Consider the following 22,466-nt stretch of genomic DNA (forward strand, 5'->3'; position numbering starts at 1 on the left):
TGGTGACGATGTGTCGTGCGCCACGATCCGTGCATGACGGACCTGTTCGCGCGACGCCCCGTGACGGCGCCCTGGCTGCGCTTCTACGCGCCCGGAGTTCCCCCGGACCTGTCGGTGCCCCCGGTCACGCTGCCGGACCTGCTCGACGACGCCGCCCGTCGGTTCCGGTTCCGCGCGGCGCTGTCCTGCCAGGGGCACCGGACGGGTTTCCGCGCGCTGCGGCGGGCCGCGGTGCGCTGCGCCGCGGCGCTGGACCGGCTCGGGGTGGGCCGCGGCGACCGGGTGGCGGTGCTGCTCCCCGACTGTCCGGAACTGGTGGTGCTGTGCCATGCGGTGTGGCGGCTCGGGGCGGTGGTCGTACCGGGGAACCCGGCGGACCCCGGGCGGGCGGTGGCGGGAGCCGTGGTCGCCGTCGTGCCGCGGGAGAGAGGGCCGGAGACGGCGCGGGCCGGGAGGTACGCGGCACTGTCCGTGGTCGTGACCGTCGAGGTGGGCCGACGGGGCGGTCCCGGTCCGGGGGCGAGACGTCGAGGCGGGATCCCGGCCGGTTCCGTGTCGCGGGCGTCGCTGACGGCGGGCGGGGCACCGCCGCGGCCGCGCGGACCGAGCCGGACCACCTCGGCCCGCGGGCCGGGAACCGCTCCCCGTCAGCCGCGGCAGGCCCCGACGCTGGTGGCCTATCACGACCTGGACCGGTGGGATGCCGCTGACGACCGGAGCCGGGCCGGCGGTCCGCTGCCCGAGGACATCGCCGTCGTCCTGCCCCGCCGTGACGGCACCTCCGTGACGCTCCGGCACCGTCATCTGGCCGCGGCGGCCCACCAGATCCGTGCCTGGCATCCGGAGTCGGCGCAGCGGAGCGCCCGGCTGCTGTCGCTGGTGCCGCTGTCCGGGCCCCACGGTCTCGCGCTGGGCGTGGCGGCGGCCGCGCTCACCGGGGCCTGCACCGTCCTGGTGCCGGACGGCGATCCCGCGACGGCGCTGCGGGCGGCACGCCGCGCGGCGCCCACCGTCCTCGCGGCGTCACCCGCCCGGCTGCGGCTGCTCATGGAGCGGCCCGCCCACGAGCGGGAGGCACTCGCCACGGTGCGGACGGTCGTCACGGGCCCGCTGGACGCCGTCACCGGTGAGCGGCTGCGGGCGGCCCTGGACGTCCGGGTCGTCGAGGCGTACGGGCCGACCGCGGCGGCCGGGATCGCGCTGGCCAACCCGGCCACGGCCGACGCCCGTTCGGGCACGGCGGGGATCCCGCTGCCCGGGACGGAGGTACGGATCGCCGTCGAGGGGGCGCTCGCGGCCGAGGCGCTGCCCGGCCATGCGGGCGAACTGCTGCTGCGCGGACCGCAGTTCGGCGACGTGCCGGGCCTGATGCCCGGCGGATGGCTGCGTACGGGACGGCTCGCGATGTGCGGACCCGACGGCTTCGTCACCTTGCTCGACGCGCGCGGCGGCGATGACGGCCCGGGCGGCGCAGCGCGACGGCCGTGACGACAGCGCCGAGGAGGACACATCCGGCGGCCAGCCGGAGCCCGGTGTCGTAGCCGTCGAGGAACGCCGTGCGCGGGTCGGCGCCGTCGTGCAGCGCGTCGCGTTCGGTGCGGGTGAGCACGATGCCGACCAGGACGACGCCGAACACGCCGCTGATCTCGCGTGCCGCGCTCACCAGGCCGGACGCCATGCCGGTGCGCGTGGCGGGGACGCCCGCGACGGACCGTACGGTCAACGGTGTGGTCAGCGAGGAGCCGACACCGATGAGCACGAGGCCGGGCTGCAGATCCGCGTAGGAGGCGCCGGCCCCGACCCGCGACACGAGCAGCAGGCCCGCCGCGACGAGCGCGAGGCCGGCGGCGATGGAGCGGTGTACGCCCACGAGCCGGGCGACCCGTTCGGCGAACGGGGTACACAGCAGCAGCGCGCCGGCGAGCGGCAGGAACGCGAGGCCGGCCTTGACCGGCGAGAAGCCGAGGACATGCTGGAGGTAGAGGGCGGTGAAGAAGAACACGCCGTTGACGCCCATGCCCCAGAGCACCTGTGCGGCGACCCCGCCGACGAGGAACCGGTCGCGCAGCATCCGCAGATCCACCAGGGGCAGGAAGGTCCGCGCCTCGACCACCAGGAACATCAGGCCCGTCGCGGCCGACAGCCACAGGCACAGCGGGACGGGCGGCGTGACGAAGGAGTCCTCGCCGCCCTTCACCAGGGCGTAGGTGAGGAGGAACAGGGCGAGGGCCGACAGGGCGACGCCGGGCAGGTCGAGGAGGGCGGGCAGGCCTGCGGCGCGGCGCCGTCCGGCGGCCGGGACGGCGGGCACGAGGAGCAGCGCGAGCGCCCCGAAGGGCACGTTGAGCAGGAACACCCAGCTCCAGCCCCAGTGTTCGGTGACGAACCCGCCGATGACCGGGCCGAGCGCGAGGGCGACGGCGAGGGAGGCCGTCCACAGTCCTACGGCGGTGGAGCGGCGCCGCTCCGGCAGGTCCGCGGCGACGACCGCGAGGGAGGCGGGGATGACGAGCGCTGCCCCGGCGCCCTGCACGGTGCGGGCCACGACGAGTGCGGTGCCGCTGTCGGCGAGGGCGGCCGCGGCGGAGGCGAGGGTGAACACGACGAGGCCGACGGCGAGCACGGAACGCCGCCCGAGGAGGTCGGTGAGGCGTCCTCCGGCGAGCAGCAGCGCGCCGAAGGACAGCACGTAGCTGGTCGCGACCCACTCCAAGTCGGGCACGTCCAGGCCCAGTTCGTCCTGCACGGTGGGCAGGGCGACGTTGATGACCGTGTTGTCGAGCGTGGTCAGGAATCCGGACAGGGACAGCAGGACCAGGAGCGCCGACAGTCTTCCCCGATGCATCGCCCTGCCCCTTCCGTCGGACTCTCACGTCGGCTTCTCACGTGGGCTTCTTGCGTCGCTTCGCCCACCGGATTGTGGGGGCGCGGACGGGGTGCGCTCTCCTGCACCGGCTGCCGAATCCGGCCGCGGGAGTTGTCACCGCGCTGACAGTCCGCTCCGGACGAACTGTCAGCGCCTCGTCTTTCTCCGATGTCCCCCAGCGGCGGAACCTGGGGCCTCAGCCGCACCGTCCGTCACCACCGTCCGTCACAGAGGGAGCCGCCGAGATGACCGAGACGACGACGCCCGCGCACGCGCCGCTGCTGACCGACCGGCTGCGGCGGTGGGCCGGCGAGCGCGCCCACCAGCGGGCCTTCACGTTCGTCGACTTTCCCGAACCACACTCTCCCGGGCTGCACCGCACGCTGGGCTGGCGCGGTCTCGACTCACGGGCCCGCGCGGTCGCCGGGCAGCTGGTGCGCACGGTACGGCCGGGCGACCGGGTGGCTCTGCTGGTGCCGCAGGGCCTTGACTACGCGGTGGCGTTCCTCGGCTGCCTGTACGCCGGAGTGATAGCGGTGCCCCTGTTCACGCCCGAACTGCCGGGTCACGAAGGCCGGTTGGCGGCGGTTCTCGACGACTGCGAGCCGTCCTGCGTGCTGTCGGACGAGGCGTCGCGGGTGTCGGTGGAGTCGTTCACGGGCGGCCGCCTGCCCGTGCTCGCGGTGGATGCGCTTCCGCAGGCGCCGCCCGCGGCGGAGCTGCCCAGGCCCGCGCCGGACGACGTCGCCTACCTGCAGTACACGTCGGGCTCCACCCGCAGCCCGGCCGGGGTGATGGTGACCCACGCGAACGTCGTCGCCAACGCGCGGCAGGCGGTCACCGCGTTCGATGTCGCGCCAGGGCGGAACACGTCGGTGGGCTGGCTGCCGCTCTTCCACGACATGGGACTCGTGCTGAGCGTGGCGGCGCCCGTCCACGCGGGGTTCCCGTCCGTGCTGCTCGACCCCGTGGCGTTCCTGGAGCGGCCGGCGCGCTGGCTGCGGCTGCTCGGCAGCTATCCGGGGACGATCAGCGCGGCGCCCAACTTCGCGTACGACTACTGCGTCTCCCGCGTCGACGCGGACGAGGCGGCGGGGCTGCGCCTCGACCGGGTGGCGGCGCTGCTCAACGGGAGCGAGCCGGTGCGGCCCGGCACGCTGGAGCGGTTCCTCGGCGCGTTCGGCGGGGCCGGGCTCACCGCCGAGGCGCTGTGTCCGGCGTACGGGCTCGCCGAGGCGACCGTGTTCGTGACGGCCGATCCCCGCGACCGGCCCGCGACGACCGTGGAGTGCGACGCCGACGCCCTGGGCGCGGGCCGCGTCGAGGAGCGCCCCGGCGCGGCGGCACGGCTCGTCGACTGCGGCCGGCCGGTCGGGCAGGAGGTGCGGATCGCCGCCCCGGAGACGGGGGCCGTGCTCGACGAGGGGCGGGTCGGCGAGATCCAGGTGCGGGGGCCGAACGTCGGCGCGGGGTACTGGAAGCAGCCCGAGCACGGCGCCGGGACGTTCCGTGACGGATGGCTGCGCACCGGTGACCTGGGGGCGCTGCGCGACGGGCGGCTCCTGGTGACCGGGCGGCTCAAGGATCTGATCGTCGTGGACGGCCGCAACCACTATCCCCAGGACGTCGAGGAGACCGTGCAGTCGGCGCTGGACGTGGTCCGCAGGGACCGGCTCGCCGCGTTCCTCGTGCCGTGCGGCGACGGTGCGGAGGGCGAGGAGCTCGTGGTGGTGGCCGAGACGCGGCGCGGAGCGGCACCCGACGGGACGGCGGTGCGCGAGGCCCCGGCCACGGCCCGCGGGGCGATCGCGACCCGGCACGGCTTGCGGCTGGCCGAACTGCTGCTGGTCCCGGCGGGCACGGTGCCGCGGACGTCGAGCGGGAAGGTGGCGCGGGCCGCGTGCCGGGAACGGTTCCTGTCCGGTGCGCTGCACGCGGAGGCGCTGTGACGAGCGCCGCGCAGCGCGTCCGCGAGGTGCTCGTCGACCGGCTCGGCGCGTGGTACGGGGTGCCGCCCGACGAGGTGACCGACGACCGGCCGCTCGCCGAACTCGGCCTCACCTCACGGGACGCCGTCGCCCTGACGGCGCTCCTGGGCGAGGTCACGGGACGCCGGCTGCCCGCGACGCTCCTGTGGGAGACGCCGACCCCGGGAGCGCTCGTGGCGGCCCTGACGACGGCGGACGAGGAACCGCTGCCCGAACCGGCCAGTTCCCCGGCCCCTACGAGCAGTTCGCTCGTCGCCGTGATCGGGGTCGGCTGCCGGTTCCCGGGCGGGGCCGACTCCCCGACCGCGTACTGGCGGCTGCTCTCCGAGGGGCGGGACGCCGTCGGGACGGTGCCCGAAGGGCGCTGGGAGCAGTTCGTGCCGCCCGGGTCCGCGCTGCCCGCGGACCTCAGCCGGCACGGTGCCTTCCTGGACGGGCTTGCCGACTTCGACGCCGAGTTCTTCGGCATCGCCGCCGACGAGGCCGTCGCCCTCGACCCGCAGCAGCGGCTGCTGCTGGAGGTGACGCGGGAGGCCCTGGACCACGCGGCGCTTCCCGCGCCCTCCCTGGCCGGGACGCGGACGGGGGTGTTCGTCGGCATCAGCGGCACCGAGTACGCCCATCTCACCGCCGCGCGGCCGGAGTCGGTGACCCCGTGGACCGCGCCCGGCGGCGCGCTGAGTGTCGCCGCGGGCCGTCTCTCGTACACGCTCGATCTGCGCGGTCCGAGCCTCGCCGTCGACACGGCGTGCTCGTCGTCGCTGGTGGCCGTGGACCACGCGGTGCGCAGTCTGGCGGACGGCGCCTCCGACATGGCGCTCGCGGCGGGCGTCAACGTACTGCTCTCGCCCGCCGTGACGCTGGGCTTCCAGCGGACGGGCGCGCTGGCCGGTGACGGGCGGTGCAAGGCGTTCGACGCGGCGGCCGACGGCATGGTGCGCGGCGAGGGCTGCGGCGTCGTCGTCCTCAAGCGGCTCGCGGACGCCGAGCGCGACGGCGACCGGGTCCTCGCCGTCATCACCGGCACGGCGGTGAACTCCGACGGCCGCTCGAACGGGCTCACCGCACCCAACGCCTCCGCGCAGCGCTCCCTGCTGGCTCAAGTCCACCGCGCGGAAGGCCGGTTGGTGGACTACGTGGAGGCACACGGCACCGGCACCCCGCTCGGCGACCCCGTCGAGGCGGGCGCGCTCGGTGCCGTGCTGGGCCGCGGCCGCTCCCCCGAACAGCCTTTGCTGATCGGCTCGGTGAAGACGAACGTCGGGCATCTGGAAGCGGCCGCCGGGATCGCGGGGCTCATCAAGACGGTCCTCGCCCTGCACCACGACGAACTGCCGGCCCAGCTCCACTTCACCGAGCCCGGACCGCACGTCGACCTCGACGCGCTCGGCCTGCGCGTCGTCACCTCGCCGGAACCCTGGCCGCGGTACTCGGGAACGGCGACGGCGGGCGTCTCGGCGTTCGGCTTCGGCGGCACGAACGCGCACGTGGCACTCGCGGAGTACCGGACGGAGGTGCCCGGGCCCGCGGGCAGCCCGGACCAGCCCTCCGTGGTCCTGCTCGACGCACCCACCGACGCCCGGCTCCGCGCGCAGGCGGGCACGTTGGCGCACTGGCTCGACTCCCCGGCGAGCCGCGGTGTCCGCCTACCGGACCTGGCCCGGACTGCGGCGGGCCGGACCGGTCGTGGCCGCCGGCGCGCCGCGGTCGTCAGCCGTGACCTGCCCTCCGCCACCACCGCCCTGCACCGCCTCGCCACGGGCGCACCGGACACCCATCTGGTCACCGCCGACCGGGCCCCGCTCGCCGCCGGCGCGCCGGGACCCGTCTGGGTGTTCTCCGGATACGGGTCGCAGTGGCCCGGCATGGGACGTGAACTCCTCGCCACCGAGCCGGTGTTCGCCGCGACCGTCGACCGCCTCGAACCCCTGCTCCGCGAGCACACCGGTGTCTCGCTGCGGGCCGCCACCGAGCCCGATGCCGACCTGTCCTCCCTCACCGTCGTCATGCCGGTCCTGTACGGCCTTCAGGTCGCGCTCGCCGAACTGTGGCGGTCCTACGGCGTGGAGCCCTCGGCGGTCGTCGGTCACTCCCTGGGCGAGATCGCGGCGGCCGTCGCGGCGGGCGCCCTCGATCCGTCGACCGGGGCGCGCATCGTCGCGGTGCGCTCCCGCCTCCTGGCCACCCTGAGCGGCGGCACGATGGCCGTGGCCGATCTCCCGTCGACGGACATCGCGCTCTTGGCAAGGGAGTTGAGGACACTGAACGTCGCGGTGCACGCCTCCCCCGCGCAGTGCGTGGTGACGGGCTCGACATCCGATGTGGAGGCGCTCGTCGCCCGGGTCACCGCCGACGGCGGCTTCGCGCGGGCGATGCCGGTGACCGCGGCGGGACACTCCCCGGACGTCGAGCCGCTGCTCGACGAGTTCGCGTGGGAGCTGGGCGCGGTGCGGCACGGGCCGCCCGGGTGCCGGCGCTACTCGACGGTCCTCGACGACCCGCGGGCCGACGACCCGTACGACACGGCGTACTGGCTGGCCAATGTGCGCCGCCCTGTCCGGTTCAGGCAGGCGGTGCGGGCGGCGGCCGAGGACGGACATCGCGTCTTCGTCGAAGTCGCCCCGCACGCGACGCAGTTGCATCCCCTCATCCGGACGCTTCAGGACGCCGGGGTGGACCGTCCGCTGGTCCTTCCGACGCTGCGGCACGGCACCGACGACGCGCTGACGTTCCGTTCGTCGCTCGCCTCCCTTCTGGTGCACGGGGTGCGGGTGCCCTCGGCGCGCGAGACGCTGCACCGAGGCGGCCGGATCGTGGACGTACCGTCGCCCCCGTGGCAGCACCGCCGCTTCTGGGCGGGCGAGACACCCGAGGCGCCGCCCGTGGAAGCGGCACCGGCCACGGCGGCCACGCCGCTGGACCGGTTGCGGTCCGTGGTGGCGGGCGTCATGGGCTTCGGCCCCGACCGCCTCGATCCGGACGTCCCGCTCACCGACCTCGGTCTCGACTCGCTCACCGCGGTCCGTATCCGCACGGCCGTGGAGCGGGAGTTCGGCGTGGCGCCCGAACCGGGCGTGCTCCTGCGCCAGGGCACGCTGCGGGGAGTGGCAGCGCTCCTCGACGACGCGCCCGCGCCCCCGCTTCCCTCGCTCACGCATCCCGCCGAGCCGTTCTTCGGCACACCGGGCATCCTGCGCTCGTTCCCCGGCGACGGTCCGCGCACCCCGCTGTTCCTCGCGCACGCCGCGGGCGGCTCGTCCGACGTGTACGGGCGGCTGGCCGTCCACCTCGACGGTGACCGTCCGGTGTTCGGCTTCGACCGTGTCGAGCGTCCGGCCGACGTGCCGGGCCGCGCCGCAGACTTCGCCCACCGCATCCGCCGACTGCGGCCCGACGGACCCTGGGTGGTGGGCGGCTGGTCGTACGGCGGGCTCGTCGCCCAGGAGGCGGCGCGGCTGCTGGCGCCGCACGGGGAGGTCGCCGCGCTCGTCCTCATCGACTCGGTGCTCCCGCTGCCGGCCCCGCCCGCGGACAGCCCGGCCGCCGAGGCCCGGCGCCGCTTCGCGGACTTCGCGGAGTACATCCGGACCACCTACGGGGCAGAACTCCCGCTGCCCTACGCGGAACTGGGCGGCCTGGACGACGGCGCCCAGGTCGATCTCGTGCTCAAGCTCCTGGAGCAGGCCGTCGATCTGCCCGCCGCCGTCCTGGCGCACCAGCGCACCTCGTACCTGGACCTGCGCAGCGGGGAACGTCACACACCCCGCCGCTACGACGGCCGGACCCTCCTCTACCGGGCCACGCAGCCGGCACCCCACACGGTCCGCGATCTCCGCTACGAGCGCACCGACGCGGCCCTCGGCTGGGACGCGCACTGCACCGACCTCACGGTGACCCCGCTCCCCGGTCACCACCTGGCCCTTCTCGATCCCCCGGTGGTGGGCGCCCTGGCCGACGACCTGACGCGCGCCGTCGACCCCAACTGAACCTTCCCGCTGAGCACTTGGAGCCCTCATGCCCGGACGCCGCCACCGCGGACCCGCCCGTACCCGACTCGCGGCCTGCACCGCCACCGTCGCACTCCTCGCCACCGGCGGCGCGCTCGGGATGTCCCCCGCCCAGGGCGCGCCCGCCCCGTCCGCCGGGCAGGCCGTGACGGCCGAGGACGGAGCCAGGATCGTGGCGCGCAACTGGCTCGACGAGCGGACCGTCGATCTCACGGTGCGGTCCCCGGCCGTGGGCGCCGACGTCCCGGTCCGCGTCCTCCTGCCCGCCTCGTACGCCAAGGCGCCCGACCGCGAACGGCCCGTGCTCTACCTCTTGCAGGGCGCGCACGACGACTACACGTCCTGGACCCGCGAGACGGACGTCGAGAACTTCCTGGCCGGGCAGGACGTCATCACCGTCATGCCGTCGTCGGGCGCCACCGGGATCCCCACGGACTGGTGGAACTTCGGCCGCCGCACACCCGACTACGAGACGTTCCAGGTGGACGAGGTGATGCGGCTGCTGCGCGAGGAGTTCCACGCGGGGCAGCGGCGCGCCGTCGCGGGAGTGTCCACGGGCGGCTACGGCGCCCTCGCGTTCGCCGCGCGCAGGCCCGGCGCCTTCGCCGCCGCGGCGTCGTACAGCGGGGTCCTCGACACGACAGCGGTGGGCATGGTCACCGTCGTCAACGCGATCGTCGCGCGGGAACTCGAGCTGCCCGGCTCCTTGTGGGGCGGCCCCGTCCTGCAGCGCGCGAACTGGACCGCCCACAACCCGTACGCCCTCGCCGAGCACCTCAAGGGCACCCGCCTGTACGTCTCGCAGGGCAGCGGCATCCCCAGCACCGACTTCGGCAATCTCCAAGGCGCCGTCCTGGAGGGCACGTTGTGGGGGCAGGCGCGGAAGTTCACCGACCGGCTCGCCGCCCTCGGCGTGCCCGCACAGACGCACCTGTACCACGGCGGATCGCACGCCTGGTCGTCCTGGCAGGGAGAGTTCAAGGCCTCCTGGCCGACGCTCGCCGCAGGACTCGGACTCCCCACGAACTGACCTCCGCCCGCCCCTCAAGCCCGAAAGGAACGCCATGGAAACCGACCCCCTCGCCGCGGCCGTGGTGGCCGACGCCCCGGCCGCCACCCTCGCCGAACTGCCCGTCCCGCAGCACTACCTGGCGGCCCACCTGCGCGCCGAGGACCAGGACACCTTCAGCGGCGTGGACGACAAGGACGTCCGCAAGTCGATCCATGTCGGCGCGGTGCCGATGCCCGAACTCGCGCCGGACGAGGTCCTCGTGGCGGTCCTCGCGAGCGGCATCAACCACAACACCGTATGGTCGGCGATGTTCGAGCCGGTCCCGACCTTCTCCTTCCTGCGGAAGTTCGGCGGCGACGGCGGCTGGGCGGCACGGCACGACGCCCCGCAGCACGTCATCGGCTCGGACGCGGCGGGCGTCGTCGTGCGCGCGGGCTCGGGCGTCCGGCGCTGGCGGATCGGGGACCGGGTCGTGGTCTCCCCCGTGTACGTCGACGACGAGGACCCGGCGACGCACGCGGACGGCATGATGGGCCCCTCCCAGCTGGCCTGGGGGTTCGAGACGAACTTCGGCGGCCTCGCCCACTACTGCGTCGCCCGCGCCAGCCAACTCCTGCCCAAACCGGCTCACTTGACATGGGAGGAGGCGGCGAGCAACCCCCTGTGCGCGGGCACCGCGTACCGGATGCTCGTCAGCGACCGGGGCGCCCGGATGAAGCAGGGGGACGTCGTGCTGATCTGGGGGGCGGCGGGCGGCCTCGGCGCGTACGCGGCGCAACTGGTGCGCAGCGGCGGCGGGATCGCGGTCGGCGTCGTCGGCAGCGAGGAGAAGGCGCGCGCGGCGCGGGAGTTCGGGTGCCACGCCGTCATCGACCGGCGCGAGATCGGTCTGGACGGCGGGGTGCCCGCGGATCCGGCCGTGCCGGGGCGCCGGCTCGGCCAACTGATCAGGGCGGCCGTCGGCGCGGACCCGCACATCGTGTTCGAGCACGTGGGACGGGCCACGTTCGGCGTGTCCGTGTACGTGGTGGGGCGCGGCGGGACCGTGGTGACATGCGGCTCCACGACCGGCTACCAGCACGAGTTCGACAACCGCTACCTGTGGATGCGGCTCAAGCGCGTCATCGGCAGCCACGGCGTGAACCTCGCCGAACTGGCCGCCATGCAGCGCCTGTTGGAGATCGGCCGGCTGCGCCCCGCGCTGTCGGCGACGTATCCGCTGGAGGAGACCGGGGAGGCCGCGCGCCTGGTCCAGCGGGGCCGGCACACGGGAAAGGTGGGCGTGCTGGCCCTTGCGCCGCGCACGGGCCTCGGCGTGTCCGACCCCGACACCCGGCGGGCGCTCATGGGGTGAGGGTCATGCGGGGCCGGGGTGTCACCCGGTGGGCCTGTCCCGGCACGGCCGGCCCGTGCGGAGGTTCTTCGTGGCACCGGTGATGACGGTGTCGAGCCTGTCGCGGGTGGTGGCCAGATCGGCGACCTGACGGTCGATGCGGTCGCGTTCCACGGCGAGCCGCTCGATGAGCTCCGGAGTGGCGTCACCGTCGACGACGCAGGGCAGCAGGTCGACGATCGTTCTGCTCGACAGGCCGGCGGCGTAGAGCTGCTGGATCAGCTCGATGCGGTCGACGGCGCTCTCCGGGTAGTGCCGCTGGCCGCTGGTGCTGCGGTCCGCGGTGAGCAGGTGCTGCTCCTCGTAGTAGCGCAGGGCCCGGACGCTGACCCCGGTCCGGGCGGCGAGCTCGCCGATACGCATCGGGTTCCTCCTTCGTGAGCCGGGCCACACACCTTGCCTCTGACGTCGACGTCAGGTTCTAGCGTACGACGTGCGGGCCGCACCGCGACCAGCGGTCCGCTCCCCCGTCAGAGAGCAGAGCCTTCCATGCCCCCGTATGACATCCCTGTCCCCGCCGCCGTCCCCGTCGTCTCCGTGAAGCCGGTCGTGCTGCCCACTCCGGAGCGCGGCACGGATCTTCGGGTACGCGTGTCCGCGCCCGTGACCGGCCGCGATCTGCCCGTCGTCCTGTTCGCGCACGGCTTCGGCTCGTCGCTGGAGGGCTACGGTCCGCTGGCCGACTACTGGGCCGCCCACGGGTTCGTCGTGATCCAGCCCACGCACCTCGACTCCAGGACCGTGGGTCTTCCCCAGGACGACCCCCGCACGCCACGGATCTGGCGGTTCCGGGTCGAGGACCTGAAGCACGTCCTCGACCACCTCGACACGCTGGCGGCAGCCGTCCCCGGTCTCACCGGCCGCCTCGACCCGAGCCGTATCGCCGCCGCCGGGCACTCCTTCGGCGGCCAGACCGCGGGCAATCTGCTGGGGCTGCGCGTCCTCGACCCGGTGACGGGCCGCGCAGAGGATCTGTCCGATCCACGTGTCTCGGCGGGTGTGCTGCTCGCCACGGCCGGCCGGGGCGGCCCCGACCTGACGCCGTTCGCGGCCGAGCACTTCCCCTTCATGAACCCGGATTTCGCGCACATGACCACACCGGCCCTGGTCGTCGTGGGCGACCGCGACGACTCCCCGCTGAGCGTGCGCGGACCGGAGTGGATGGCCGATCCCTACGTCCTCGGCCCCGGCGGCAAGAGCCTGCTCACGCTCTTCGGGGCGGAGCACTCCCTCGGCGGCATCGCGGGCCACGAGGCCAAGGAGACCACCGACGAGAACCCCGCACGGGTCTCCCTCGTCCAGCAGGTCACCTGGGCCTACCTCCGCCACGCACTCGGCGTCGACAGCACCGCTTGGACGGCGGCGCGCAAGGTCCTCGCGGAGAACGCCCATCCGCTGGGCCGGCTCGAATCCAGGTGACCGCCCGGCGACGCTCCGCTGCTCACGGTCCGTGCCGCGCACCGGTCAGCCGGAACGAGCGCACCACCGCGAGCGTGCTCCCCCCCACGAACGCCGCCGCGAGGCCCGCGAGCCGCAGCTTCTCCGCGCGGACCTCGCCCCGGCTCGCCACACCGCGTGTCGCGGCCCGGCCGCGCGGGTCGTAGAGCACGGGAAGCACGTCGCCCGGCCGTGTCGAACTCCCGCAGCCCCGCCGGATCCTGGTGCCGGCCGGGAGGGGGAGCGCGTCACCGGCGACGACACAGAAATGGTCGCCGCGGGCGTCGCCCCGGGCGCCGTCGTCCTCCACCGCGGTCACGCGCACGTACTGCTCGAGGCCGCGCTCCGCCAGGACGACGTCGGTGGCGACCCGCGGTGCGTACAGGGCCAGACACGCCCCGAGGAGGACGACCAGGCCGATGAGGACGCGTCCGGCCCGCAGCACCAGCAGATAGAGGGTGAGCGCCGCGACCGCCACGAGTCCCAGTTCCCCGCTGCGCAGGGCGGACGGCCCGACCCACATGCCGGCGAAGCCCGCGCCGACCACCGCCAGGCCCGCGGCGCCGCCCGCGAACAGCCCTTCCGTCAGCAGGCTCCGGCCGGGCAGACCGACGAACTCGGCGGGCCCCCACAGCACCGTCCTCAAGTGGGCCGCGAGCCCCGGAGCGGGCCGGTCGCGTTCCCCGCGCACGCCACACCCCCATCGAGCTCACCGGATCGCACCGAGGCGGCGAGGTGGGCCTGAGCGCCACCCGGCGCGGTCTTCGCATTATGCAAAACGTGTGAGCCGGCTGTGACACCGCCCCGAGCGCTGCGCCCGCGCCCGGCCCGCGTCAGTGCGGCGCGCTCACGAACGCGCCGCCGCACGGCCCGCCGCCCGTGCTCTCCTCCGCCCGCACCGCGCGCCCGTCCATCGTCAACAGGTCGTAGTGGCGGGCGATGCGCTGCGTGGAGCGGCCCACGTAGTGGCAGATGAACGAGCGCCGGAAGCGGTCCGCCGTGCGGTTCGGGCCGGAGCCGTGGACCAGGGTGCCGTTGAAGAACAGGACGTCGCCGGGGGCCATGTCCACGGGGACCGGGGCGAGTCCCGGCGGCGGTGGCACGTACTCGCGGGCGAACGACAGGCCGGGGTCGGCCTCCTCCGGGCAGAAGAGGTCCAGCAGATGGGTGCCCGGGACGACTTCGAGACCGCCGTTCTCCCGGTCGATGCGGTCGAGGGCGACCCAGGCCGCGATGCAGGTCCCCGGTTCGACCCGGAGGTAGAAGTTGTCCTGGTGCAGGGCCTGGCCGCGGGCGCCCGGCGGCTTGAAGTAGAACATGCTCTGCGCGGCGAGCGGTTCCTCGCCGAACAGCCCGGTGAGGACGGCCCCGAGCCGGGGGTCGAGAAGCCGGCGCCGCGCCATCGCGTTGAAGCGGTGCGGGTGCATCACCCGGGGATACGTCCGCAGGGGATCGAGAGGGCCCTCGGCCGGCTGCGGCTCGGGTTCGAAGTGGCCGGGCACGGGACCCGCGGCCTGCAACCGCATGAACTCGTCGGTCAGTTCACCTGTCTCGGCGGGGTCGAAGAGGCCCGGGGCGATCGCGTAGCCACGGGTACGGAACTGCTCCTGGAACGTGTCGGACGCGGGGTTCTGCACTGAGCCTTCCTCTCTCGGATCGCGCACACGGGCAACCTCTTCAGTACTGCACTTGAGTCCGGGCTTGAGTCGGTCTTGAGTCCTGCGCCGCCCCTGTGCTGGACTGCCGCGGACGCGCGAAGGGCTCGGCGGCGGACCGATCCGAAACTACGGCCGGAGCGGCGGACAGCGAATGACGGGCACGATCACGCACATGCCGGAAACTGCCGCCGACACTCCCTCACCGCCCGCGCGGTCCCTCATCGCCGCCCGGTTCGACGAGCCCGCCGGCTATGCGGTGACACGCACGGCGGGCGCCGCCAACTGGCTGCTGATGTGGACCGCCGCGGGGCGCGGAGAGGTGAGTCCGGCAGGCCGACGCGATCATCGCCGCGGCTCCGGGCGCTCCGCACACGGTCCGCTCCCTCGCGGACCACGTCGCCCTGTCCCCCTCACGGTTCGCGCATCTGTACGCCGAGCAGACCGGCCACACGCCGATGCGGGCGGTTCGTGCCGCCCGCCTCACGCATGCGCAACGGCTCCTGGACGCAACGGATCTGGACATCGCGCAGGTCGCACGCGCCTCGGGCTTCACGAGCCCCTTCCACTTCAGCCGCGCCTTCCGGGAGCGGTACGGGGTGCCGCCCTCGGTGTACCGGCGGTCATCGGCGCAGGAGCGCGGTGACGAGGGTGTGCGCAACGGCTGACCGGCGCCCCCGGCCACCTCGTGCTCACCCCGCGTCCGCCGCCTCCTCCGCCCCTTCGTGCACCTGGACGTGATCGAGGACGGCGACCGCGCGGGCGGCCTCCAGGACGTCCTGCGCGGTCAGCAGGAACAGCCGCAGCCGGTCCTCGCCGTCGACGAGGACGAGCATGCAGGGCCGCAGCCGGCGGACCTCGGGCCCGAACGCGAAGCCCGCGACGCCGTGGAAGACGCTCGCCCCGGCGAGGCCTGTCTGATGGGCGCGTTGGACCAGTTCGATGTACGCGGGACGGTGACGCCAGAGCGTGGCGCCGTCCAGATGAATGGTGAGACGGGCGGTCCTCGTGGTGTGCGACATCGGCGGACACCCCCTTGCTGCCGCGCAACCCGGTGCGCGGTACCTGGGAACGTACTGCCCTCCGGGGCTTCCGAACACCCGTGGCACGACAGCGGCTTGAGGGCGGCGACACGCCTCGGCCGGGCCCGGCGCGGCGAGCCGTCGGGGCGCCGCCCCACAGGTCACACGCGCGCCGTGGTCACCCCGGTCATGTCCACAGTGCCTCGGCGAGGGCGAACCCGACGAAGGTGGCGCCGAGTCCGGCGACCACGCTGGCCACGACGTTGGCCGCGGCGAGGAAGCGGGCCCCGCCCTCGGCCAGGCGCAGGGTCTCGTACGAGAACGTCGAGTACGTCGTCAGCGCCCCGCACAGCCCCGTCCCGACCAGCAGCTGCACCTGCGACGACGCCGCCCCGGCCGTCACCGCGCCGGTCAGCAGCCCGAGCACCAGGCTGCCCACGACGTTCACGGTGAAGGTGCCCCAGGGGAAGACGGTGTCGTGCCGCCGCTGCACGGCACGGTCGGTGAGATACCGCAGCGGCGCCCCGACCATCGCGCCACAGATCACGAACAGCCAGTTCACCGGTCCTTCTCCCGCCCCACGTACCGGATGACCTCGCAGTCGTCGAGGATCACGAGCCCCTCGTCCACCAGCTCGTCCAGCTGCGGCAGGAAGCCGCGCACCAGCTCCTCGGTGTCGACGATCACGACGGCCACCGGCAGGTCCTCGCTGAGCGACAGCAGCCGGCTCGTGTGGATGAGCGAGGACGCGCCGAACCCTTCGATGCCGCGGAACACGGAGGCGCCGGCCAGGCCCGCGGCGCGGGCCCGGTGCACGATCTCCGCGTACAGGGGCTTGTGGTGCCAGGTGTCGTTCTCGCCGATGAAGATCGTCACGCGCAGGGCGCGACCGGCCGGCCTCGTCATCGCTGCCTCCAGGTCACCACGCGGCGCGTCGCGCTCGCGGCGCACCACACCGCCGCGAGCGCCGCGACGACCGTCGCCGCGAGATAGGCGAGGCCCGTGCGGACCTCGCCTGTCTCGACGAGCTGGTGGATGTCCACGGCGTACGTCGAGAACGTGGTGAAACCGCCGAGGACTCCGGTCCCGAAGAACGGCCGGACCAGCCGGTGCGCCGCCCACACGTCGGTGATCAGCACCATGAACACGCCGATCACGGCGCAGCCGACGGCGTTGACCCACAGGGTCGTCCACGGAAAACCGCCGTCCGCGACCGGCCACATGAGCGACGCGGCGTAGCGCCCCGAGGCCCCGATCGCACCGCCGGCGGCGACCACCGCCACGATCGGCGCCTGCTCCCGCCACGGCCGTGCCCGCCGCGCGGGCGCGCGCGGACCGACGTCCGCGTCCGTGGCTTCGTCCATCACTCCAGTTTCGGGGGCCGTCATGAATGCGCATCTCCTACTCGCCGGGCGCCCGGGCATGCGGGCGCGCTCCTTCGCAAGTAGGGACTGTCGGCGGCACCGATGCCGCGGTTCGGGTGCGGCGAGCCCCACCGCCGCGCAGTGGCCCGCGGAGAATCCGTGCAGGCGACTGCAGGGCAGCAGCCTAACGCCCGTGTCGAGGCCGCCGCACGCCCGGTCGCGTCTCCTCGACCGGCCGGGGCGCTACGCCAGGGGCGTGGACCGGATCGCGGAGATGTCGAACTGGAGCCGGACCTTCTCGCTCACCATGGTGCCGCCCGCCTCCAGGCGCTGGTTGTAGACCAGGCCCCACTCGGTGCGGTCGATGGTGGTGGTGCCGTCGAAGCCCGCGCGCTCGTAGCCGAAGGGGTCGAGGACCGAGCCGAGGTAGTCGAGTTGCAGCTCGACGGGCCGGGTGACACCGCGGATGGTCAGCTCCCCCGCCATGCGGAAGGTCTCCCCGCCCTCGTGGACCGTGGCGGTGCTGCGGAACACCATCTCCGGGTGGCGGTCCGCGTCGAAGAAGTCCTTGCCGATGAGGTGCGCGTCCCGCTGCTCGACGCCGGTGTCGACGCTGGCGACCCGGATGACGAGCTCGGCCCGCGACTGCGAGGGCCGGGCGCCGTCGAAGTACAGCGTGCTGTCGTAGTCGCTGAAGGCGCCGCGCACCGTCGTCACCATCGCGTGCCGCACGGAGAAGCCGATCCGGCTGTGCGGACGGTCGATGGTCCACTGCCCGGTCAGCGCGCGCAGCGCCGGGTCGAGCGCGACACCGCTGTCCGCAGACGCCGGGAAGGGCGTACCGGGGCCGACCGCCGGCGCCGGCTCGAGCGTCGCGGTCTGGCGACGGTTGAAGATACCCATGATGTCGTCTTCCCCTTCGAAGCTGATCACTCCGTGTTATCACGGGTGCGACGACCGTCCCGGAGCGAGATGGGAGGCCTCGTCCGGGTTCCATGCGGCTGCCTGCAAAGAAGCACAGGATCGACACGAAGATGGATGCACTGTCGGCTGACAGGGCGTCACGTACGGTCACGGGCGGGGGGTTCGGGCCGGCCTCGGGGCTCCCTCAGCCGGCCGGATCAGCGCTCGGTCCGGCTCCGCGACGGCATGCCGACCGTCTACAGCGGTACGCGCTGCGTCCTGTTGGCGCGCCCGCGGCCGGCACCTGAGGCAGCAGCGTGAAGTCGACAGGGCGTCGTGTGAGCCCCGTCGCGGCGCCCGCTCACCCGTAGGACAGGTTCGAACAGATGTCCTCGTCGGCCGAACGCGCGTCGTCGGCCACGCTGGACGGCACGGACGTGGGGGCCGGCGAGGCGGAGGCGGCGCCCGTGTAGTCCGCTCCCAGCACGACGGCGACGCCCGCCGTGCCGGTGGCCCGCAGCGCGGCGTCGGGGAAGAGCCGGGCGACCGCCTCGGCGTCGGCCTTGTGCCCGGCCCCGTACTCGATCGTGGTGGAGTCGTGGTCCTGCGTGGTGGCGTTGCCGGTGCCGGTGACGGTGAAGTCGTGTCCGGTCAGCGCCCTGGCGGCGGTGGAGGCCAGGCCCATGGTCGTGGTGCCGTTGTAGACGGCGACGGAGATGCCCGCGCCGGACACGTCCCCGGTGGCGGACGGGGAGGCGGACGCCCGCGCGCCGTTCTTGGCGCCCGCGTCCTTGCCGTCGAGAGTGCGGTCGTCCTTCAGCGCGGCCCACAGCGCGTCGGCGTCGGGCTGGACGACGGCGACGCGGTCGCCGTCGTACTTCCAGGGGATGGTGACGAACTTGGTGTTGTGCAGGTCCACGTTCTTCAGCCCCATAGCGAACGTCAGCAGCTTGTCGGCCGAGCCGAGGCCGGGGTCGACCGTCATGGACTTGGTGGCGGCGTCGGCGAGCGGCAGCAGTTTGGTGGGGGTGAACCCGTCGTCCTTGATCTTCTTGATGAGGCTGGAGACGAACGCCTGCTGGCGCTTGATGCGGCCGATGTCGGAGCCGTCGCCGATGCCGTGCCGGATGCGGACGTAGTCGAGGGCCCGCTGCCCGGAGACCGTCTGCTCGCCCTTGGCGAAGAGGCGCTTGCCCCGCGTGGTGCGGTGGGGGTTGAGGTCGTTCTGGTAGACGTCCTGCGGGAGGCAGACCTTCACTCCGCCGACCACGTCGGTGAGTTGGGAGAAGCCCTTGAAGTCCACGACGATGGTGTGGTCGACGCGCAGCCCGGTCAGTTCCTCCACGGTGTTCTGTGTGCAGGCCGGATTGCCCTCGGCCGTCTGCCCCGTGGAGTAGGCGGAGTTGAACATCTCGCCGGTCCGCGTCGTGCTCCACGACCCGTCGGGGAGCTTGCACGGCGGGATCGTGACGAGGGTGTCGCGGGGTATGGAGACCCCGACGGCGTGCTCGTGGTCCGCGTAGACGTGGAGCAGGAACGCGGTGTCGGAGCGGCCGATGTCGTCCTTGTCGCCGCCGCCGAGTTCGCTGTTGCCGCCGGTACGCGCGTCCGTGCCGATGACCAGGACGTTCTCACCCTTTGACGCTTCGGCGTCGGGCCTGTTCTTGGAGACGCCGTCCGACGAGAACGTGTCGATGTTCCCGCTCAGCCGCAGATACAGCCAGCCCGCGCCGGCCGTGACCAGGACGAGGAACGCCAGCCCCGTGACGAGGCCGAACCGCAGCCTGCCGCGCCGCCGGCGCCGGGCCCGCGCGCCACGGCGCCCCGTGTCGCCGCGTGCCCCCTGGGCCCTGCGGCGGGTGCGCTCGGGTGGCGCCTCGGGGATCTGCGTCATCGATGCCCTCATCCTGTGCGTCCTGCGAGAGGTGACGTGCGACGCCGCCCCAGGGTTGTACGGTTGCGCAATGTAGCAAGTAAAACTGAGGATGCGGTACGCACGCCGCACCCGTCGGCACGATCACGGCAAGGAGTCCCCACCATGTTCCGCAACGCTCTCGAACCCTGGCACCTGCTCATCCTGGGGCTGGTCATCATCCTGGTGTTCGGCTCGAAGAAGCTCCCGGACACCGCCCGCTCCCTGGGCAAGTCGCTGCGCATCCTCAAGAGCGAGACGCAGGCGATGAAGGAGGAGAACGCCGCCAAGGACAGCGCGAGCAGCGAGGCCACGCTGCCCCGGGCCGAGGGCAGCTGACTCCGCGCACGAATGGCCGGGGAACCGGGGCGCGACCAGAATCGTTGTCGTCAGACAGCACTACCCGAGGAGCACCTGCGTTGTCCGCCAGACCGACGGACCCTCCGGGGCACAGTCCCCGACCACCCCGCCCTACGAGGCATGACCGCGGCACGCGGCGGGGTGGTGTTCGATGAGTGCCGCACTCGGCCTGGTCGCCGTCCTCGTCCTCACGGCGGGGACCGGCTATTTCGTCGCGCAGGAGTTCGCCTACGTCGCCGCCGACCGGATCGCGCTCGCCCGGGAGGCCGAAGCGGGCGACAAGAAGGCCGCCCGCGCCCTGAAGGTGCTGGAGCGGCTGTCGTTCATGCTCTCGGGCGCACAGCTCGGCATCACGGTCACCGGCCTGGTCGTCGGCTTCCTCGCCGAGCCGTCCGTGTCCGCGCTGCTGCGGCCCGCCCTGTCCGGCGTGGGCGTCCCGGACGCCGCCGTCACCGGCATGTCCGTGATCCTCGCCTTCGTGCTGGCCACGGTCGTGCAGATGGTGCTGGGCGAGCTGGCCCCGAAGAACCTCGCGCTGGCCGTGCCCGAGCGGCTGGCGAAGGCACTGGCCGGCTCGACCCTCGCCTATCTCAAGGTGGTCGGCCCTGTCGTCCGCCTCTTCGACAGCGCGGCGAACAGGCTGCTGCGCAGGATCGGCATCGAGCCCGTCGAGGAGCTGCACCACGGCGCCACCCTGGAGGAGCTCAGCCATCTCATCGGCGAGTCCCACCAGCAGGGCGAGCTGCCCGGGGACACGGCGCTGCTCCTCGACCACGCCCTGGAGTTCAACGAGCGCACGCTCGACGAGGTGATGGTGCCGCGCGCCGACGCCGTCTTCGTGCGCAAGGACGCCTCCGCCGACGAGACCGTCGGGCTGATCGCCCGGCACGGTCACTCGTCCTACCCGGTGCTGGGCGACCACCCGGACGACATCACCGGAGTCGTCGGGGTGCGCGAGCTGACCCGCCTGCCGCTGCATGCCTACGCGACCAGCACCGCGGGCGGACTGGCCCGCCGCCCGCTGCTGCTGCCGGACACGCTGGCCCTGCCCGACGCGGTGGACCGGATGCGGGAGCGCGGCGACGAGTTCGCCGTCGTCCTGGACGAGCACGGCGGCGTCGCCGGCGTCGTCACGTACGAGGACATCGCCGAGGAACTGGTCGGTGACATCGCCGACGAGACCGACACCGTCACCCGCCTCGCCGTGGCCGACGGCGCCGGCTGGATCGTCGACGCGGGCCGCCGTCTCGACGAGATCGAGGAGGCCACCGGCATCGAGCTGCCCAGGGGCGAGGACTACGACACCCTCGCCGGGCTGATCGTCGACCGCCTCGGCCGCTTCCCGGCGATCGGCGACCGCCTCACGGTCGATCTGCCGGACGGTACCCGCGCGCTCATCGACGTACGGGCCCTGGAACGGCACGTCGCCGAGCGCGTCCGCATCGAGCGCCGGTCCGCCGAGACCGCGGCCGCCGGATCCGCCGACGAGGAAGGGAGCCGGCGATGAGCTTTCCGATGGCGCTGTTCGTGACCGTGCTGCTGCTGATCGGCAGCGGGTTCTTCGTCGCCGCCGAGTTCGCGCTGGTCGCCGCCAAGCGGCACCGGATGGAGAAGGCCGTCGCCCAGGGGCAGCGCGGCGCTCATGCGGCGCTGGCCGGGATGCGGGAGCTGTCCCTGATGCTCGCCGGGGCCCAGCTCGGCATCACCATCTGCACCTTGGGGCTCGGCTCCATCTCCAAACCGGCCGTGTCCCACGCGCTCGACCCGCTGCTGCGGGACTGGGGGCTGCCGAGCGGTCTCAGCTACGGCGTCTCGTTCGCCGTCGCCATGGTCGTCGTCGTCTTCCTGCACATGGTCGTCGGCGAGATGGCCCCCAAGTCCTGGGCCATCGCGCACCCGGAGCGCTCGGCGATGCTGCTCTCCCCCGCGTTCCGCGCGGTGGTGAAGGTCGTCCGCCCCCTCATCTGGTTGCTGAACAGGATCAGCAACGCGCTGGTGCGGTGGTGCCGGGTCACCCCGCGCGACGAACTGACGGCCGTGCACGACCGCGAGCAGCTCACGCGCCTGGTCGCCGAGTCGGAGCGGCTCGGCCTGATCAGCGCGGACGACTCCGAGCTGATCACGAGCTCGCTCACCGAACCGCAGGCCCCCGTCGGGGACCTCCAGGTCCCGGCGGAGCGGATCTCCTCGGTGCCGGCCGGGGCCGGCGTCGAGGACGTGCTGGCCCGGTCCGCCGCGGCCGACCGCAGCCGCCTGCTGGTCCTCGACGGCACGCGCGTCGTCGGTTCGGTCCATGCCCGCGACGCGCTGATCGCCCGGGCCCGCGACCGTGCGGCCACGGCCCGCGAGCTCGCCCGGCCCGTACCGGAGCTGTCGGCCACCGACACGGTGGGCGACGCCATCGACCGGCTGCGCCGGGCCCGCGCCTCGCTGGCCGTCGTCCGCGACGGAACGGGACGGCTGACGGGCCTGGTCACCCTGGACGACCTGCTGGCCCGGCTCACGCATCCGCGGGCGGCCTGACCCGACGGCGGGGGACGGTCCCCG

The 22,466-nt window shown here is 73.7% G+C and carries 19 protein-coding genes and 1 pseudogene; 10 read left to right on the forward strand and 10 right to left on the reverse strand.

What is annotated here, in order from left to right:
• The first annotated feature begins 33 nt into the window (after positions 1-33).
• The gene (locus tag ACQUQD_RS04370) at positions 34-1,488 is read left to right on the forward strand and encodes an AMP-binding protein (RefSeq protein WP_428950582.1); all 1,455 of its coding nucleotides are present in this window, start codon (positions 34-36) and stop codon (positions 1,486-1,488) included.
• Here the strand turns inward: ACQUQD_RS04370 and ACQUQD_RS04375 are convergent.
• Positions 1,427-2,845 carry an MFS transporter gene (locus ACQUQD_RS04375; protein WP_428950583.1) on the reverse strand — a complete coding sequence of 473 codons (1,419 nt, stop codon included), beginning with the start codon at positions 2,843-2,845 and terminating at the stop codon, positions 1,427-1,429. The two genes, ACQUQD_RS04370 and ACQUQD_RS04375, sit on opposite strands and share 62 nt — an antisense overlap.
• Positions 2,846-3,111: 266 nt before the next feature.
• Between ACQUQD_RS04375 and ACQUQD_RS04380 the strand changes: the two genes are divergently transcribed.
• From ACQUQD_RS04380 to ccrA, 4 genes are read left to right on the forward strand one after another with little or no spacing between them, the layout of a single operon-like run.
• Positions 3,112-4,815 carry a fatty acyl-AMP ligase gene (locus ACQUQD_RS04380; protein ID WP_428950584.1) on the forward strand — a complete coding sequence of 568 codons (1,704 nt, stop codon included), beginning with the start codon at positions 3,112-3,114 and terminating at the stop codon, positions 4,813-4,815.
• Positions 4,812-8,840 carry an alpha/beta fold hydrolase gene (locus ACQUQD_RS04385; protein WP_428950585.1) on the forward strand — a complete coding sequence of 1,343 codons (4,029 nt, stop codon included), beginning with the start codon at positions 4,812-4,814 and terminating at the stop codon, positions 8,838-8,840. The genes ACQUQD_RS04380 and ACQUQD_RS04385 overlap by 4 nt, the downstream gene beginning before the upstream one ends.
• Before the next feature lie 28 nt (positions 8,841-8,868).
• Positions 8,869-9,891 carry an alpha/beta hydrolase gene (locus ACQUQD_RS04390; protein WP_428950586.1) on the forward strand — a complete coding sequence of 341 codons (1,023 nt, stop codon included), beginning with the start codon at positions 8,869-8,871 and terminating at the stop codon, positions 9,889-9,891.
• Positions 9,892-9,925: 34 nt separating this feature from the next.
• Positions 9,926-11,227: a crotonyl-CoA carboxylase/reductase gene (gene ccrA / locus ACQUQD_RS04395; RefSeq protein WP_428950587.1), complete on the forward strand. Its 1,302-nt coding sequence runs from the start codon at positions 9,926-9,928 to the stop codon at positions 11,225-11,227.
• A gap of 21 nt (positions 11,228-11,248) precedes the next feature.
• On the opposite strand, the gene ACQUQD_RS04400 is transcribed toward ccrA, so the two are convergent.
• Positions 11,249-11,629: a MerR family transcriptional regulator gene (locus tag ACQUQD_RS04400; RefSeq protein WP_428950588.1), complete on the reverse strand. Its 381-nt coding sequence runs from the start codon at positions 11,627-11,629 to the stop codon at positions 11,249-11,251.
• Between the two features lie 126 nt (positions 11,630-11,755).
• On the opposite strand from ACQUQD_RS04400, the gene ACQUQD_RS04405 reads away from it, so the two are divergent.
• Positions 11,756-12,685, forward strand: coding sequence for an alpha/beta hydrolase family protein (locus ACQUQD_RS04405; protein WP_428950589.1), 930 nt, complete (start codon positions 11,756-11,758; stop codon positions 12,683-12,685).
• Between the two features lie 22 nt (positions 12,686-12,707).
• On the opposite strand, the gene ACQUQD_RS04410 is transcribed toward ACQUQD_RS04405, so the two are convergent.
• On the reverse strand, positions 12,708-13,394 hold the full coding sequence (locus ACQUQD_RS04410; protein WP_428950590.1) for a hypothetical protein: 687 nt from the start codon (positions 13,392-13,394) through the stop codon (positions 12,708-12,710).
• Between the two features lie 142 nt (positions 13,395-13,536).
• Entirely contained in the window at positions 13,537-14,340 is an 804-nt protein-coding gene (locus tag ACQUQD_RS04415) for a phytanoyl-CoA dioxygenase family protein (protein ID WP_428950591.1), read from the reverse strand.
• Positions 14,341-14,684: 344 nt separating this feature from the next.
• On the opposite strand from ACQUQD_RS04415, the pseudogene ACQUQD_RS04420 reads away from it, so the two are divergent.
• Positions 14,685-15,026: pseudogene (locus ACQUQD_RS04420) on the forward strand (helix-turn-helix domain-containing protein); the annotation flags it as partial.
• Between the two features lie 24 nt (positions 15,027-15,050).
• Here ACQUQD_RS04420 and ACQUQD_RS04425 read toward each other — a convergent pair.
• From ACQUQD_RS04425 to ACQUQD_RS04450, 6 genes are all read right to left on the reverse strand, one after another.
• Positions 15,051-15,380, reverse strand: a complete 330-nt coding sequence (locus ACQUQD_RS04425; RefSeq protein WP_428950592.1) for a DUF190 domain-containing protein — start codon at positions 15,378-15,380, stop codon at positions 15,051-15,053.
• Between the two features lie 187 nt (positions 15,381-15,567).
• Positions 15,568-15,942: a fluoride efflux transporter CrcB gene (gene crcB, locus ACQUQD_RS04430; protein ID WP_428950593.1), complete on the reverse strand. Its 375-nt coding sequence runs from the start codon at positions 15,940-15,942 to the stop codon at positions 15,568-15,570.
• Positions 15,939-16,286, reverse strand: a complete 348-nt coding sequence (locus ACQUQD_RS04435; protein ID WP_428950594.1) for a DUF190 domain-containing protein — start codon at positions 16,284-16,286, stop codon at positions 15,939-15,941. Before ACQUQD_RS04435 ends, crcB (ACQUQD_RS04430) begins: the two co-directional genes overlap by 4 nt.
• Entirely contained in the window at positions 16,283-16,768 is a 486-nt protein-coding gene (gene crcB / locus ACQUQD_RS04440) for a fluoride efflux transporter CrcB (RefSeq protein WP_428950595.1), read from the reverse strand. Before crcB (ACQUQD_RS04440) ends, ACQUQD_RS04435 begins: the two co-directional genes overlap by 4 nt.
• A gap of 219 nt (positions 16,769-16,987) precedes the next feature.
• Positions 16,988-17,647 carry a YceI family protein gene (locus tag ACQUQD_RS04445; RefSeq protein WP_428950596.1) on the reverse strand — a complete coding sequence of 220 codons (660 nt, stop codon included), beginning with the start codon at positions 17,645-17,647 and terminating at the stop codon, positions 16,988-16,990.
• A gap of 361 nt (positions 17,648-18,008) precedes the next feature.
• Positions 18,009-19,541, reverse strand: coding sequence for an LCP family protein (locus ACQUQD_RS04450; RefSeq protein WP_428950597.1), 1,533 nt, complete (start codon positions 19,539-19,541; stop codon positions 18,009-18,011).
• A 144-nt stretch (positions 19,542-19,685) separates the two neighbouring features.
• On the opposite strand from ACQUQD_RS04450, the gene tatA reads away from it, so the two are divergent.
• The 3 genes from tatA to ACQUQD_RS04465 all read left to right on the forward strand — a co-directional run bounded on the left by tatA (position 19,686) and on the right by ACQUQD_RS04465 (position 22,442).
• Entirely contained in the window at positions 19,686-19,898 is a 213-nt protein-coding gene (tatA, locus tag ACQUQD_RS04455; RefSeq protein WP_428950598.1) for a Sec-independent protein translocase subunit TatA, read from the forward strand.
• 172 nt (positions 19,899-20,070) lie between these two features.
• Positions 20,071-21,426: a hemolysin family protein gene (locus tag ACQUQD_RS04460; RefSeq protein WP_428950599.1), complete on the forward strand. Its 1,356-nt coding sequence runs from the start codon at positions 20,071-20,073 to the stop codon at positions 21,424-21,426.
• Complete coding sequence (locus ACQUQD_RS04465; protein ID WP_428950600.1) at positions 21,423-22,442, forward strand: CNNM domain-containing protein; 1,020 nt, start codon at positions 21,423-21,425, stop codon at positions 22,440-22,442. Before ACQUQD_RS04460 ends, ACQUQD_RS04465 begins: the two co-directional genes overlap by 4 nt.
• Positions 22,443-22,466 lie beyond the last annotated feature (24 nt).

The sequence above is a fragment of the Streptomyces sp. cg35 genome, from assembly GCF_050410835.1.
GTDB lineage: Bacteria > Actinomycetota > Actinomycetes > Streptomycetales > Streptomycetaceae > Streptomyces.